Origin of the sequence: Pseudomonas sp. HS6 (genome assembly GCF_023375815.1) — a bacterium.
Lineage (GTDB): Bacteria > Pseudomonadota > Gammaproteobacteria > Pseudomonadales > Pseudomonadaceae > Aquipseudomonas.
In genome coordinates this window covers 201,942-216,209 of record NZ_CP067412.1, presented here as the reverse complement: position 1 = coordinate 216,209, position 14,268 = coordinate 201,942, and the positions used below count along the sequence as shown (strand labels likewise).

Annotated in this window: 12 protein-coding genes; 5 read left to right on the top strand and 7 right to left on the bottom strand. The window is 61.4% G+C overall.

The features are described from left to right. Nucleotides 1-37: 37 nt before the first annotated feature. Nucleotides 38-934: an NAD(P)-dependent oxidoreductase gene (locus tag JJN09_RS01050; protein WP_249485089.1), complete on the top strand. Its 897-nt coding sequence runs from the start codon at nucleotides 38-40 to the stop codon at nucleotides 932-934. Here JJN09_RS01050 and JJN09_RS01045 read toward each other — a convergent pair. Together JJN09_RS01045 and JJN09_RS01040 are read right to left on the bottom strand one after the other, a co-directional pair. After that, a complete protein-coding gene (locus tag JJN09_RS01045) occupies nucleotides 825-3,107 on the bottom strand; it encodes a bifunctional diguanylate cyclase/phosphodiesterase (RefSeq protein ID WP_249485088.1) in 2,283 nt (760 codons plus the stop codon). The genes JJN09_RS01050 and JJN09_RS01045 overlap by 110 nt on opposite strands. A gap of 164 nt (nucleotides 3,108-3,271) precedes the next feature. Next, a complete protein-coding gene (locus JJN09_RS01040; RefSeq protein WP_007959180.1) occupies nucleotides 3,272-3,625 on the bottom strand; it encodes a YkgJ family cysteine cluster protein in 354 nt (117 codons plus the stop codon). A gap of 302 nt (nucleotides 3,626-3,927) precedes the next feature. On the opposite strand from JJN09_RS01040, the gene JJN09_RS01035 reads away from it, so the two are divergent. Further along, a complete protein-coding gene (locus JJN09_RS01035) occupies nucleotides 3,928-5,277 on the top strand; it encodes an MFS transporter (protein WP_249485087.1) in 1,350 nt (449 codons plus the stop codon). Between the two features lie 186 nt (nucleotides 5,278-5,463). On the opposite strand, the gene rapA is transcribed toward JJN09_RS01035, so the two are convergent. Further along, complete coding sequence (gene rapA, locus JJN09_RS01030) at nucleotides 5,464-8,310, bottom strand: RNA polymerase-associated protein RapA (protein ID WP_249485086.1); 2,847 nt, start codon at nucleotides 8,308-8,310, stop codon at nucleotides 5,464-5,466. A 241-nt stretch (nucleotides 8,311-8,551) separates the two neighbouring features. On the opposite strand from rapA, the gene JJN09_RS01025 reads away from it, so the two are divergent. Further along, nucleotides 8,552-8,893 (top strand): hypothetical protein, encoded by a 342-nt coding sequence (locus tag JJN09_RS01025; RefSeq protein ID WP_007959194.1) that lies wholly within the window; start codon nucleotides 8,552-8,554, stop codon nucleotides 8,891-8,893. On the opposite strand, the gene JJN09_RS01020 is transcribed toward JJN09_RS01025, so the two are convergent. The 3 genes from JJN09_RS01020 to JJN09_RS01010 form a co-directional block, all read right to left on the bottom strand. Next, nucleotides 8,863-10,074, bottom strand: coding sequence for an aminotransferase class V-fold PLP-dependent enzyme (locus JJN09_RS01020; protein WP_249485085.1), 1,212 nt, complete (start codon nucleotides 10,072-10,074; stop codon nucleotides 8,863-8,865). The genes JJN09_RS01025 and JJN09_RS01020 overlap by 31 nt on opposite strands. Continuing rightward, on the bottom strand, nucleotides 10,071-10,541 hold the full coding sequence (locus tag JJN09_RS01015; RefSeq protein ID WP_249485084.1) for a RidA family protein: 471 nt from the start codon (nucleotides 10,539-10,541) through the stop codon (nucleotides 10,071-10,073). Before JJN09_RS01015 ends, JJN09_RS01020 begins: the two co-directional genes overlap by 4 nt. Nucleotides 10,542-10,630: 89 nt before the next feature. Beyond that, a complete protein-coding gene (locus tag JJN09_RS01010) occupies nucleotides 10,631-11,497 on the bottom strand; it encodes a LysR substrate-binding domain-containing protein (protein ID WP_249485083.1) in 867 nt (288 codons plus the stop codon). 185 nt (nucleotides 11,498-11,682) lie between these two features. Here JJN09_RS01010 and JJN09_RS01005 point away from each other — a divergent pair, with 185 nt between their 5' ends. After that, nucleotides 11,683-11,844: a hypothetical protein gene (locus JJN09_RS01005; protein ID WP_096819493.1), complete on the top strand. Its 162-nt coding sequence runs from the start codon at nucleotides 11,683-11,685 to the stop codon at nucleotides 11,842-11,844. Nucleotides 11,845-11,989: 145 nt separating this feature from the next. Further along, on the top strand, nucleotides 11,990-12,106 hold the full coding sequence (gene ccoM, locus JJN09_RS29650) for a cytochrome c oxidase subunit CcoM (protein WP_007959205.1): 117 nt from the start codon (nucleotides 11,990-11,992) through the stop codon (nucleotides 12,104-12,106). Between the two features lie 663 nt (nucleotides 12,107-12,769). Here the strand turns inward: ccoM and JJN09_RS01000 are convergent. Continuing rightward, nucleotides 12,770-14,245 carry an inorganic phosphate transporter gene (locus JJN09_RS01000; RefSeq protein ID WP_249485082.1) on the bottom strand — a complete coding sequence of 492 codons (1,476 nt, stop codon included), beginning with the start codon at nucleotides 14,243-14,245 and terminating at the stop codon, nucleotides 12,770-12,772. Between the last annotated feature and the right edge of the window lie 23 nt (nucleotides 14,246-14,268).

Genomic DNA, 14,268 nt, shown 5'->3' with positions numbered 1-14,268 from the left:
GCCATTATTCGGCGATCTTTAATCAAAAGGAGGCTAAATGATGTCAACGCTACCTTCGTTGGGGTTTGCCGGAATCGGTCTGATGGGCCTGCCGATGTGCCGGCGTCTGCTGGCAGCGGGGTATCCGCTGACCGTGTGGAACCGCAACCCGGACAAATGCGCGCCGCTGGTCGAGGCCGGCGCCCGGCAGGTGGCGACGCCTGCCGAGCTGTGTCGGCACGCCGATGTGATGATGCTGTGCCTTGCCGACACGGCCGTGGTACGCGAGGTGGTGTTTGGCCCGAACGGTGTCGCAGAAGGGGCGAAACGCGATCAGTTGTTGGTGGATTTTTCCAGCCTGGAACCGACGGCGACCCGTGAGATGGCGGCGCAACTGGCGGACACGACTGGCATGGCCTGGCTCGATTCGCCGGTGTCCGGCGGCGTGGTCGGGGCCGAAGCCGGTAGCCTGGCGATCATGGTAGGCGGTGATGCAGTAGATCTTGATCGCGTACGCCCGGTGTTGCTCGCCCTCGGCCAGCGCGTTACGCACATGGGCGGCGTTGGCGCCGGTCAGGTGACCAAGGCCTGCAACCAGATGATCGTCGCGTGCAATGCGCTGGTGATTGCCGAAGTGGTCGCACTGGCCGAGCAGTCCGGGGTCGACGCCAGCCAGATTGCCGAAGCACTGGCCGGTGGTTTTGCTGATTCGAAACCTTTGCAGATACTCGCCCCGCAAATGGCCGAAAGCCGTTTCGAGCCGGTGAGATGGCACGTGCGCACGCTGCTCAAGGATCTCGATACGGCGGTGAAGTTTTCCCGCGAAGTCGGCTCGGCCACGCCGATCAGCGGATTGGCCGCACAACTGATGCGCCTGCATGGGGCGCAGGGCTTTTTGGCGAAAGATCCTTCGACACTGGTGAAAATGTACCGCGAGCCAGACTCAGCGGATTGACCGTGTGGGCGTGTTTGCGCTGGTTGATCTCTTCAAGAACCGGGCGCAGTTCGTGCAGCGGCACCGGACGGCTGAGCAGGTAACCCTGAATGAAGTCGCAGCCCGAGCGCTCGAGGAACTCGTATTGTTCCAGGCTTTCCACGCCTTCGGTGACCACCTGCAGGTGCAGAGTGTGGGCCATGACGATGATCGCCTGGACGATCTCCATATCGGCGGTGGCTTTGGGGATGTCGAGGATGAATGAGCGATCGACCTTCAGGGTGTTGAGCGGCAAGCGCTTGAGGTAGGCCAGCGATGAATAGCCGGTGCCGAAATCGTCGATCGACAGCGATACCCCGAGGGCACGGATCTGCCGCAACAGCACCAGCGTATTGGCGATGTTGCCCATCAGGGCGTTTTCGGTTACCTCCAGTTCCAGCCGTTCGGGGGCGACGCCGGCGCTGCGCAAGGCGTATTCGATTTCATTGGCCAATTCTTCCCGGGCCAGATTCAGCGGTGAGCAGTTCCAGGCGATCTTCAGATCATCGCAGCCATGGCGCGACAGCTCGCCGAGGTCTTCACAGGCCTTGCGCAGCACCCAGTTGTCGAGTTCGGCGATCAGACCGTTGTTTTCGGCGATGGCGATAAAACGATCAGGGGTCAGCAGGCCGTGTACCGGGTGCTGCCAGCGAATCAGCGCTTCGAGCTTGGTGACCTTGCCGGTCTTCAGTTCGAAGATCGGCTGGTAATACAGCATCAGCCCGTTCTCTTCACGCAGGGCATGACGCAGTTCTTCCTCCAGTTGCAGTTCCAGGCTGGCGCGGTTTTTCAGGTTGGAATCGAAAAAGTGTACGCCGTTGCGCCCGGCACCCTTGGACTGATACAGCGCCAGGTCCGCGTGCTTGAGCAGTTCATCACAGGTGGTGCCGTCTTCGGGAAACAGGCTGATGCCGATGCTGGTGGTCATCACCATGCGCCGTCCGGCCAGTTCGATCGGCTCCTTCATCTTGAGCATGATGCGCTGGGCCAGGTTGCGGGCTTCTTCGCGGTCGCGCAGGCCGATCAGGATGCAGAATTCGTCGCCGCCAAAGCGTGCGACCACGTCTTCATGACCGCGCACCGAGCCTTTGATGTGCTGGGCGATGACCTTGAGCAGTTCGTCGCCGGCATCATGGCCGAGGCTGTCGTTGATGCGTTTGAAGTGGTCGATGTCGAGAAACATCACCGCGAGCATGCCGCCCTCGGTGGATTTCTGGCTGAGCTTTTCAGCAAAGATCTGGTTGAAACCGCGACGGTTGATCAGGTTGGTCAACGCGTCGTAATTGGCCGCCTGTTGCAGCGACATGCGCGCCTGGTCGAGCTGGCTGAGCAACGTGTTGACCCGGCGCAGGTCCTGTTCCTTGTTCTGCAGCTTCTTGTCGGCCAATGCCGCGCTGATGGCGCTGCCGAGGATCAACAGGGTGATAAAGGCGACGGTGAGCCCCAGTTGCAAGTGGCTGGAATCGGCCTTCAGTGTGGGAATGCTTCCCTCCGGCAGGACCAGTTGCAACGCCGCCATGCCGGTGAAATGCATGCTGATGATGCCGGCCCCGAGAATCAGGGTGGCCACGTATTTGAGCATCTGGTTGTGCAGGCCGCTGCCTTCACGCAAGTACCCGGCTACCCACAGCGCGGCGAAACTGGCGCCGATGGCAATCAGGATCGACAGCCCGAACAAGGTCGGTTCGTAGTAGGCGGTGGCGGCGGATTGCATGGCGGCCATGCCGACGTAATGCATCCCGGCAATGCCCAGTCCGATGACGATGGCGGTCTTGAGGTATTGCAGCAGGCTGGGCTGCGGTTCACTCAGGGTGTGCATCGCCAGCCAGGACGCCAGCACGGCGATCAGCAGGGAAAACAGGGTGATGGACAGGTCGTACTGGATGTCGATCGGCGTCTGGAACGCCAGCATGCTGATGAAATGCATGGCCCAGATGCCGCCAGCCAGGCAAGTGGCCCCGATCCAGCGCCAAAGCCTGCGTGACCCGGGGTCTTCGGCATGACCGACGCGTTCCGCCATGTCGAGGGTGGCGAAACTCGCGGCACACGCCACCAGATAGGCGACCAACACCAGCAAGGGGTTGTGTGTGCAATTGAGGATGACCTGCCCGCTCTCCGGCAGCTCGGCAACAAATTGCAAACCAAGCCACTCCATAGCATGCCCCGTCTCTGAGTGCTTCCTGACTGCGTCATCAACGCAGGCGAATGAATGCAGTATAGAGGCCGATTTCGGGGTGCAAGCGGTGGTGGCACATTGGCTCTAATGATTTTGGCATGAGCGTCATAGCGATTGGCGCTAAGCCTCGCACGCTCGGTATCTCAGGCGACTTCGTTCCAGTGCGGTTGCAGGGGCGGCAAGCCGAAACGGGCACGCGCCTTATCGCAATCGGTGTTCTGCTCGCCGTTTTCCCACGACGCCTCGAATTCGCGGCAGGGACTGGAACGCTTGTCGTAGATCGTGCAGGCCACTGATTTTCCGACTTCGCCTTCCAGCGCGGTGCAGCGTGGCGCCTTGCGGTCGGTGCCGATCATCGCGACCCGGCTGGGCGTGATCTGAGTGACCAGTTCATCGGGCACGGTCCCGCCGGAGGATGCACATTCACCCCAGAAAAATGAAACACGAAAATGGGAACAGCAGGCACCGCAATTCAGACACGGACTGACTTCGGACATGGGCGGGAGCATCAAAGGGATTGATCGGCAGGATCCGGACGGATCCGGCGGCCATTCTAGGCTTTGCCACGGCGATGGGAAGGGGGGCGTGAAAGTATTTTTTCATTGCCGGATTTTTCCGCAAACCCCCGGTTTTCGGGGGATTCGAAGCATTTCAAGGGCTTACGTTTCGTTACAGTGCCATGGTCCGGTATCAGGCTGACGAATGATCACAGACAGTCCCGACGAGCGTGACTAGATTGCAGGTTCCGGGCTCGGATGCGTCGGCAGTGAAGCCCTAATAACAATAAAGAGACGGACCCATGCAGAACTCGACCCAAGCGGCGAATGCCTGGCGCATTCTGTTCCTGCTGTTCCTCGCCAACCTGTTCAATTTCTTCGATCGCACCATCCCCGCGATCATCATCGAGCCGATCCGCATGGAATGGCACCTCAGCGACTTTCAGCTGGGGATCGTCGGCACTGCATTCACCATCGTCTATGCCATCGCCGGCCTGCCCTTGGGGCGCATGGCCGACACCGGTTCGCGCAGCAAACTGATGGGCTGGGGGCTGGCGACCTGGAGCGCGTTGACCGCAGTCAATGGCCTGGTCGGCAGTTTCTGGAGTTTTCTGCTGGTGCGCATGGGCATCGGCATCGGTGAGGCCAGTTACGCGCCGGCCGCCAACTCGTTGATCGGCGACCTGTTCCCGGCCCACCGTCGGGCTCGGGCCATGGGTATCTTCATGCTGGGCTTGCCGTTGGGTTTGCTGCTGGCGTTTTTCACCATTGGCTGGATGGTCAAGGCGTTCGACAGCTGGCGCGCGCCATTCTTTATCGCTGCCGTGCCGGGGTTGCTGCTGGCGGTGTTCATGTTCTTCATCAAGGAACCCAAACGCGGCGCGGCGGAGACCGTGCAAGTGTCGCAGGAGAAAGTCGACAAACCGATCCGGCGGATTCTCGCGGTGCCGACTTTTCTGTGGCTGGTGATGGCCGGGCTGTGTTTCAACTTCGCCACCTATGCCTGTAACTCGTTCCTGGTGCCGATGCTCCAGCGCTATTTCCTGATGCCGTTGCAGGAGGCGGCGGTGGCCACCGGGTTGATCGTTGGGGTGACTGGGTTGGTTGGCCTGACCCTCGGCGGCTGGATCGCCGACAAGATCCATCAGCGTGTGGCTAACGGGCGGCTGCTGTTTGCGGCGTTCAGCCTGATTATTTCGACCGTGTGCACCGCTTGGGCACTGCACGCCGGGCGGATCGAGATCGGTGTGTTTGTCGCGGTGTTCAGTGTCGGTTGGTTGTTTGCCTATAACTTCTACACCTGCGTATACACGGCGATTCAGGACGTGGTCGAACCGCGCCTGCGGGCCACGGCGATGGCGCTGTTCTTTGCCGGTTTGTATTTGCTGGGCGGTGGTCTGGGACCTGTGGTGGTCGGTGGATTGTCCGATCACTTCGCCAAGTCGGCCATGGTTTCGGTGGGCGCCGAGCAGATGACCGAGGCGTTCAAGGCTGTCGGCCTGCATGACGCGATGTACCTGATCCCCGTGGCGCTGTTCCTGACCATGGTGTTTCTGTTTCTGGCGGCGCGGTGTTTTGTGCGGGATGCGAAGCGGATGAAGGAGGGGTTGGTGGCGGTGGTTGAGTCAGAGGGCGCTGCGGTGACTGCATAAACGCGATCGCTGGCAAGCCAGCTCCCACAGGTTTCGGGTTGGATTCAGATTATGTACACGACTCGGTCACTGTGGGAGCTAGCTTGCTAGCGATGAGGCCATCAGCATCACCCGATAAATTGCAGACAAATGAGAAGGCCCGCATCGCTGCGGGCCTTTTCATGTGTGGCGGTGGAGCAGGGCGGATCAGCCCGCCACCAGCACCCGGATCGCTTCCAGTCGCAGCGCAGCCTTGTCGAGCATGGCCAGGCCTTGCTCGCGCTGTTTGCGCAGGGCAACCAATTCGCTGTCGCGCACGGTCGGGTTGACCGCTTGCAACGCAGTCAGGCGCGCCAGTTCTTCGTCGGTGTCGGCTGCCAGACGACGGCGCGCCTCGGCCACGCGCTCGGCGTGACGCGGGGTGATCTTTTCTTCACCGGCGTTGATCCGTGGCGTCAGCTGATCGCGCTGGGCCTGGATGAACTTGTTGGCACTGGCGCGAGGCACGCTTTCCAGTTGATCGTTCAGGGTTTCGAACGCCACTCGGGCCGACAGGTCGTTGCCGTTGGCATCGAGCAGGCAGCGCAGGGCGGCCGGCGGCAGGTAGCGGCCCAGTTGCAGCGCACGCGGAGCAACCACTTCGCTGACGTACAGCAGTTCCAGCAGTACCGTGCCCGGCTTGAGCGCCTTGTTCTTGATCAGCGCGACGGCGGTGTTGCCCATCGAACCGGACAGCACCAGATCCATGCCGCCCTGCACCATCGGGTGTTCCCAGGTGATGAACTGCATGTCTTCGCGCGACAGCGCCTGGTTGCGGTCGTAGGTGATGGTCACGCCTTCGTCGTCGCCCAGCGGGAAGCTGGCGTCGAGCATCTTCTCGCTCGGCTTGAGGATCAGGGCGTTTTCCGAATGGTCTTCGCTGTCGATGCCGAAGGCGTCGAACAGGGTTTCCATGTAGATCGGCAGGGCGAACTGATCGTCTTGCTCGAGGATGTCCTCGACCAGTGCTTCACCTTCACCAGCGCCGCCGGAGTTGAGCTCCAGCAGACGGTCACGACCGGTGTGCAGCTCGGCTTCCAGACGCTCGCGCTCGGTGCGCGCTTCGTCGATCAGCGACTGCCACTCGCCATCGTCAGCCTCTTCGAGCAGCGGCAGCAGGCGCGGGCCGAACTGATGCTGCAAGGCGTTGCCGGTCGGGCAGGTGTTGAGGAACGCATTCAGTGCTTCGTGATACCACTGGAACAGGCGCTCTTGCGGGCTGGTTTCCAGGTACGGCACGTGCAGTTCGATGATGTGCTTCTGGCCGATCCGGTCCAGACGACCGATCCGCTGCTCCAGCAGGTCCGGGTGCGACGGCAGATCGAACAGTACCAGGTGGTGGGCGAACTGGAAGTTGCGACCTTCACTGCCGATTTCCGAGCAGATCAGCACCTGGGCGCCAAATTCTTCGTCGGCGAAGTAGGCGGCGGCGCGGTCACGTTCAAGGATGTTCATGCCTTCATGGAACACCGTGGCCGGGATGCCGGAACGTACGCGCAGGGCGTCTTCCAGATCCATCGCGGTTTCGGCGTGGGCGCAGATCACCAGCACTTTGGTGCGCTTGAGCATTTTCAGCTGATCGATCAGCCACTCGACGCGCGGGTCGAATTTCCACCAGCGTTCTTCTTCGCTGGCGTCCGGCTGGGCCTGGAAGCTGACTTCCGGGTACAGCTCGGCGTGATCGCCCAGTGGCAGTTCGAGGTATTCGTCCGGGCACGGCAGCGGATACGGGTGCAGTTTGCGCTCCGGGAAACCCTGCACGGCGGCGCGGGTGTTACGGAACAGCACGCGGCCGGTGCCGTGACGGTCGAGCAGTTCACGCACGAGGCGGGCGCTGGCTTCGGTGTCGCCATCGTTGACGGCGGTGAGCAGGGCTTCACCTTCGTTGCCGAGGAAACCGTGGATGGTCTTGTGCGCGGCAGGCGACAGGCGACCCTTGTCCAGCAGCTCCTGAACGGCTTCGGCCACCGGGCGATAGTTCTCGCTTTCGGCGCGGAAGGCGGCCAGGTCATGGAAACGGTTCGGGTCGAGCAGGCGCAGACGGGCGAAGTGGCTGTCCTGGCCCAGTTGTTCCGGAGTAGCGGTGAGCAGCAGCACGCCGGGAATGACTTCAGCCAGCTGTTCGACCAGCGAGTATTCCGGGCTGACTTTTTCTTCGTGCCAGACCAGGTGGTGTGCTTCGTCGACGACCAGCAGATCCCAGCCGGCAGCGAACAGGGCGTCCTGGGCCTTTTCGTCGTCGACCAGCCACTCCAGTGCCACGAGGGCAAGCTGGGTGTCTTCGAACGGGTTGGTGGCATCGCTTTCGATGAAGCGCTCTTCGTCGAACAGCGCGACCTCAAGGTTGAAGCGGCGGCGCATTTCCACCAGCCACTGGTGCTGGAGGTTTTCCGGCACCAGGATCAGCACGCGGCTGGCGCGGCCCGACAGCAGTTGGCGATGGATCACCAGGCCGGCTTCGATGGTCTTGCCCAGGCCTACTTCGTCGGCCAGCAATACCCGTGGCGCGATGCGGTCGGCGACTTCACGGGCAATGTGCAACTGGTGAGCGATCGGCTGTGCACGCACGCCACCCAGGCCCCAGAGCGCAGACTGCAACTGGCGGCTGGTGTGTTCCAGGGTGTGATAGCGCAGGGAGAACCACGACAGCGGGTCGATCTGGCCGGCGAACAGACGGTCGCTGGCCAGGCGGAACTGAATGAAGTTCGATAGCTGGGTTTCCGGCAGGGTGACGGCTTCGTTCTCGGCGTTCAGACCGTGATAGACGAGCAGGCCATCGACGTCCTCGACTTCGCGGACAGTCAACTTCCAGCCTTCGAAGTGGGTAATGGAGTCGCCCGGCGAGAATCGCACGCGGGTCAGGGGCGCATTCCTTAGCGCGTACTGGCGGGTTTCGCCAGTGGCCGGGTAAAGCACGGTCAACAAGCGGCCGTCCTGTGCCAGAACGGTGCCTAAACCAAGCTCTGCTTCGCTGTCACTGATCCAGCGTTGCCCCGGTTGATACTGCTGCGCCATGCTGCCTGACTCCCACCTTGAAAAAGCGGGCTATCTTAACGGAATGAGGCCCTGAGGCCAAAGGATTAGGCGTCGCGTGCGGCTATTAAATGCCGACGGCCAACTGAAGGAAGATTAGGTCATGCGTCGGTTTTACGAGCGCTTGCGGCACAACCGAGTGCCAATCCGGTCACAAGTTTGCGACCGATGGCTCAAGGCACCGATGCCGCAGCCGATAGCCTGCTGACAGGAGACCCTTCATATGCTGCCACCGATGCTCCCCTTGAGCGCCGTGCCGATCACTTCCCAGCAGGACCCGATCCGCCAGCGGCCGGACATTCCTCCAGTGGTGCCGGTGCAGGAAAGCTCCAACGAAAGCACGATCGACCTGCAAAAGCGCGATCCGGAAGAAGACGGTTATCTGCTGCGCGAAGAGCAGCGCCGCCAGCAGGAACGCGACCGCCGTCGCCGCGAAGCCGATGACGACCCCGAAGCGCACCTCGCCGTGCCCGGCACCGAACTGAATGCCGACAACACCGTGCCGGTGGCGCCGCTGATGGAAGACCAGCCACGTCAGGGGCTTTGGGTCGACATCGAGATCTGAGGCTGCGCGGCCAGTTCAGCCAGATTTGTCAGCAATATTTCGATTTCTTCTTCGGTGTTCAGATAACTCACCGATACCCTCGCAATCGAGTTCAGCCCGCGCGCTTGCATGTCCAGCGGCGTGTAGGCCACGCCATTGGCGCCGATGTTGATTCGCCGCTCGGCCAGCGCCTGCTTCAGCGCCAGGCAATCCCAGCCTTCGAGTGTGAAGGCGATCAGTCCGGATTGTTCGTTGGCTGATCCGAGATCTCGCAGTGTCAGCTCTGGGATTCTTTTCATGCACAGGCGCAGCTTTTGGCTCAGTTCCACGATCCGCTGGCGGATTGCCGTTGCCCCGATGCGCTGATGTTCCTCCAGCGCATTGGCCAGCCCGGCGAGTAGCGCCAATGACACTTCACTGGTTTCAAAGCGGCGGGCGTCGTCGCGCAATGTAAAGCGCTGGCCATCCCACGGTGCCGACAGCACGTCGCGCTGCACGGGCAACAGTCGTTGCAGGAATTGCGGCCGGATGTACATCAATGCCGTACCGCGCGGCCCGCGCAGGAACTTGCGCCCCGCACCCTTGAGCACGTCGCATTGCAAGGCCTGGACGTCACAGGGCAGTTGACCCAGTGCCTGTCCGGCGTCGATGAAATACGGAATGCCATGATGTCGGGCTATCGCCCCGATCTGCGCTGCCGGGTTGATCAGGCCACCGTTGGCCGGCAGCCAGGTCAGGGCGATCAGGCGTACATGGCGGTCAATCATCTGCGCCAGCGCCTGGGGATCGACGGCGCCAGAGGCGTCGCACGGAATCACTTCCAGTCGCGCACCGGCCTTCACCGCTTCGGCCATGCAGGCCAGGTTGCCGGCCCATTCATGGCGCCCGACCAGAATCCGTTCGCCGGGATGCCACGGCCCCAATGCGTTGAATGCCTGACTCCAGGCCGCTGAGCCGCTGCTGGCAAAGGCGATGTCTTCGGGTTGGGCGTTGAGCAGAGCGGCTGCGGCAGTGCGCGCGCGTTGCTGCACTTGAATGTCCGCCGTCTCCATAGGCCCGCCGAGGGCTTCACGCTGCAACTGCCCGATCACCGCGTCGAGGGTGGCCTGACTCGGCAACGAGGCCCCGGCGTGGTTGAAGTGAATCACCTGCGCGCAGCCGGGTGTGGCGTCGCGCAGGCGCAGGACCTCGTCGACGTTCACGGCTTGAGCTCGAAGATCGCATCGACTTCCACCGCCACGCCGGCCGGCAGGCTCGACACGCCGACGGCGGTGCGCACATGGCGGCCCTTGTCGCCAAGGACGTTGACCAGCAGGTTCGAGGCGCCGTTGGCGATCACGCCCTGGCGTGGGAAGTCCGGCGTGCTGGCGATAAACGCGCCCAGGCGGATAACCCGCACCAGTTTCGACAGGTCATCGCCCAAGGCATCACTGAGTTGGGCCAGCAGGCCTAACGCTGCCAGTTCGGCGGCGCTGACGCCTTCTTCGTCGGAGATCGCTTCGCCGAGGCGCCCGAGGAATGCAGGTCTTCCATCGAGCATGGGAATCTGCCCGGCGATGTACAACTGATTCTGACTGATCACGTGGCTGACGTAGTTGGCCACCGGCTGGCTGGGTTCAGGCAGTTGCAAGCCGAGTTGCTTGACGCGTTGTTTGATCGAGTCGGTCATGTGGAATCCTCCTGAATGAGGACTCCAGCATGTTGGCGCAGGAGGGTGGGCGACAAACGGATAGATTGGATTCGACGTATCAAAAAAACTCATGCGTCGATGATGTGCTCCAGCCATTGGCTGAATGCCTGTGCTGCTGGGTTCATCGGACGCTCCGCAGTGACAAGCCAATAGCCGATGTCGCCGGACATAGGCGGGGTATCGAAGACTGGCACCAGTGCACCTTCCTTGAGTCGACGATCAATCAGGCATTGGCGGCCCATGGCGATGCCCTGGCCGGCCACAGCGGCTTCGACCACGATGTTGTAGTCGTGGAGCATCACGGTGGGCACCTGCGCCAGATCGATACCGCTGTGTTGCTGCCAGTCGATCCATTCGAACGGCTGGTGCGACTTGGCCATCAACAGCGGACCGTTCTTCACACCACGGGCCTTGAAGGCCGGGCTGCAAACCGGAGTCAGGACTTCCGTCATGAATCGGCGTGCCTGGACTTTCGGCCAGCCACCCTTGCCGTAGCGGATTGCCAGGTCCACCTCGCCGCCGTCGACATCGGCCAGTTGCACGGCGGGCAGCAGTTCGACGTTGATGTTCGGGTATTTGGTGTTGAAGTCCGCCAGACGCGGCGCCAGCCAGAGCGTGGCGAACGAAGCGAGCAGACCGATGCGCAGGGTGGTGGGGCGCTCGCCGCGCAAACCGTGGGTGGCGGAGGCAATCGCGGCGAGGGCGGGCTCGATCTGTCGGTAGTATTGTTCGCCGGCCGGCGTCAGGTCGATCGCCCGGGTGCGGCGCACGAACAGCGGCTGTTCGAGGAACTCCTCGAGTTTGTGCACCTGATGGCTGATCGCACTTTGCGTCACCGACAGTTCGTCGGCAGCCTTGATGAAACTCAAGTGACGGGCCACGGCCTCGAAGGCGCGCAGGGCCATCAGCGGCGGCAGATCCTGATGCAAGGGCACGGCAGACATCCTCAAGGTTCGGCGCAAAACGCAGAGTGTGCGGGCAAAAGTGCTGGCCGGTACACGATTTGTTGTATAGCGCCTGCGTCGACGGCTGGTCAGCGCTGGCGCCAGGCCGCATTATTGGCGCAGTCCTGTCGGTGATCCGGCAGTTGTGATTCAGTCCAAGCGATGCACCGAACGCCATGAGCCAAGACGACAAACTGATCGACCTCAGCACCGAACGCGCCAAGCGGGTTCATGACCTCAACGAGAAGCGCCTGAATGAAGTGCGACAGGCGTTCGAGCAGGCCATGCCGTTGGGCAAACCGAAGAAAAAGTCGAAAAACAAACCGAAAAAGCGTTGATCTCCCCTGCATCCCTTGATGCAGGTCAGTTATTTCCCCTCCTTTCTCCCGCGTGTTGACCGGCATTGATCCCGGTCAATTCCTGCGCCTGCCTGATTGGTTAACTTAGCTCCATCGCAGCAAAGCAGGGGCCAGGAGGCCAGTCATGTTTTTCGATAACGTGGTGTTTGCCGGGGTTCTGACGGTGGGGCTCATGGTTCTGTTTTTTGCAGGGTTTGGATTTTTTATCTGGAAGGATGCGAATAAGCGCAAGAAGCCTTAGTCCTTCTGGGTTTGATGAGCACGCAAGGCATTTTGGGCAACTTCGGTTGCCCTTTTTTTTGCCTTCTTGGCGGCCTTTGGGCCGACCATGCTCTTGGGGTTTTGGGTGAATATCCGTTGCTTCGGATGCTGCCGCTGGCGGTTTCGCCCTTACGGCGAGTCCCTTTTTCAGACGCCAAAAAGGAACCAAAAGGCTGGGCCCCTGCGTTCGGCACCTCGCTGTGGCTCGGCGTTCCTTCGTTCCGGGATTCATCCGGGGGCATCGCCTACGGTTTGCTTCGCTGCACCTCCTCTCGATGTGTTTGGCTTCGCCAAACGGCGCTACGCGCCCACCCCCGGATAAATCCCTCCACTCAGCCTTCCGATGGGGCCGGCACGTCAAAAGCGGTACTTGAGCTAACGCTCATCGTGTTGAGTGGGGGGAAGCAAAGGCAAAGGCAAAGGCAAGGGTGAGGGCAAGGGCTGGCGCGGGATGTTTGCTTTTTAAGAACCTGAGTACGCCTCGGTATCTCACGTCGGCGTACCTCTCCCAAACAACTCGGTCGGCTCCCTCTCCCTCCGGGAGAGGGCTGGGGTGAGGGCGCTCCTGATCTTCCGCGTCACTTTAGGCCAACAAAAAAGGCGTGATCCTCTCGAATCACGCCTTTTTCATTACAACGATCTATCAGCTACCCAACGCCTTCGACGCCAGCCAGAACAACCCGGCCGACAGGGCCACGGTGGCCGGCAGGGTCAGAACCCAGGCCAGCAGGATGGTTTTCACCGTGCCGCCTTGCAGGCCGCTTTTGTTGGCGACCATGGTGCCGGCCACGCCCGAGGAGAGCACGTGGGTGGTGGATACCGGCAGGCTGAAGATGTTGGCCAAACCGATCAGGCTGGCGGTGGTGATCTGGGCCGACATGCCTTGCGAGTAGGTCATGCCTTGCTTGCCGATCTTCTCGCCGATGGTCAGTACCACGCGTTTCCAGCCAACCATGGTGCCGAGGCCCAGGGCCAGGGCGACTGCCAGAATCACCCAGAACGGGGCGTATTCGGTGGTGGTGGTCAGGTCTTTGCGCAGTTTGTCCAGGTCGGCTTTTTCACGAGCGGCGAGGCCTGGCAGTTTGCTGACTTTCTTCGCGGTGTCGTCCAGGCAGAGCAGGTAGCGACGCACTTCGATGCGGCTTTCCGACGACAGCGAGTGGTAGTCCGCTACACCTTTGAGGGTGTCGAGCAGAGCGCTGATGGTCGGTTCAGTCTGTTGCGGGTTGCAACGGAATTTCTCCGGCAGGTCGCCTTCCACGCTTTTGCCCAGCGCCAGGAATTCGCCCAGGGTATCGGCGTTGCGCTTGTAGAACTGGCTCAGGTGCAGGGTCGCATCGCGAGTACGTTCGATCTGGTAAGTGGTGCTGTTCAGGTCGAGTACGAACTGCGCAGGCACGATACCGATCAGTACCAGCATGATCAGGCCGATGCCTTTCTGGCCGTCGTTGGAGCCGTGCACGAAGCTCACGGCCATGGCCGAGATCACCAGGACCAGGCGGTTCCAGAACGGTGGGTGCTTCTTGTCGTCGATCTTGCGGCGCTGTTCAGGCGTCTTGTGCATTTTCGACAGCGGGCGCCACCATTTCAGGCCGATCAGGATCAGCGCGGCGATCAGGAAACCGGCCATCGGCGAGAATACCAGCGAGGCGCCGATATCGATCGCTTTCTGCCAGTTGACGCCGTCGGCCAGTGGAATCTCGTTGATCAGGGCGTTGGCCAGGCCGACACCGAGGATCGAACCGATCAGCGTGTGGGAACTGGAGGCCGGGATACCGAAGTACCAGGTGCCCAGGTTCCAGGCGATGGCGGCGGCGAGCAGCGAGAACACCATTGCCAGACCATGGCCGGTGTTCACGTTGATCAGCAGTTCTACCGGCAGCAAGTGGACGATGGCATATGCCACGCCAACGCCGCCCAGCAATACGCCGAGGAAGTTGAACACGCCCGAGAAGAACACCGCCAGGTGAGGCGGCATCGCTTTGGTGTAGATAACAGTGGCTACCGCGTTAGCGGTGTCATGAAATCCATTGATGAACTCGAAGGCGAGGACAAATGTCAGGGCGAGCAGGAGGCTCACAAGCACCCAGGCATCCAGTCCGCTGAATAAATCGATCATGAAGGTTTTCTGACCCGGTCATA

Coding starts and splice junctions, on each gene's coding strand:
- JJN09_RS01045 (WP_249485088.1), bottom strand. CDS start 3,107: ATGGAGTGGCTTGGTTTGCAATTTGTTGCCGAGCTGCCGGAGAGCGGG.
- JJN09_RS01035 (WP_249485087.1), top strand. CDS start 3,928: ATGCAGAACTCGACCCAAGCGGCGAATGCCTGGCGCATTCTGTTCCTG.
- JJN09_RS01005 (WP_096819493.1), top strand. CDS start 11,683: ATGAGCCAAGACGACAAACTGATCGACCTCAGCACCGAACGCGCCAAG.
- ccoM (WP_007959205.1), top strand. CDS start 11,990: ATGTTTTTCGATAACGTGGTGTTTGCCGGGGTTCTGACGGTGGGGCTC.
- JJN09_RS01000 (WP_249485082.1), bottom strand. CDS start 14,245: ATGATCGATTTATTCAGCGGACTGGATGCCTGGGTGCTTGTGAGCCTC.
- JJN09_RS01040 (WP_007959180.1), bottom strand. CDS start 3,625: ATGTCCGAAGTCAGTCCGTGTCTGAATTGCGGTGCCTGCTGTTCCCAT.
- JJN09_RS01015 (WP_249485084.1), bottom strand. CDS start 10,541: ATGACCGACTCGATCAAACAACGCGTCAAGCAACTCGGCTTGCAACTG.
- rapA (WP_249485086.1), bottom strand. CDS start 8,310: ATGGCGCAGCAGTATCAACCGGGGCAACGCTGGATCAGTGACAGCGAA.
- JJN09_RS01025 (WP_007959194.1), top strand. CDS start 8,552: ATGCTGCCACCGATGCTCCCCTTGAGCGCCGTGCCGATCACTTCCCAG.
- JJN09_RS01050 (WP_249485089.1), top strand. CDS start 38: ATGATGTCAACGCTACCTTCGTTGGGGTTTGCCGGAATCGGTCTGATG.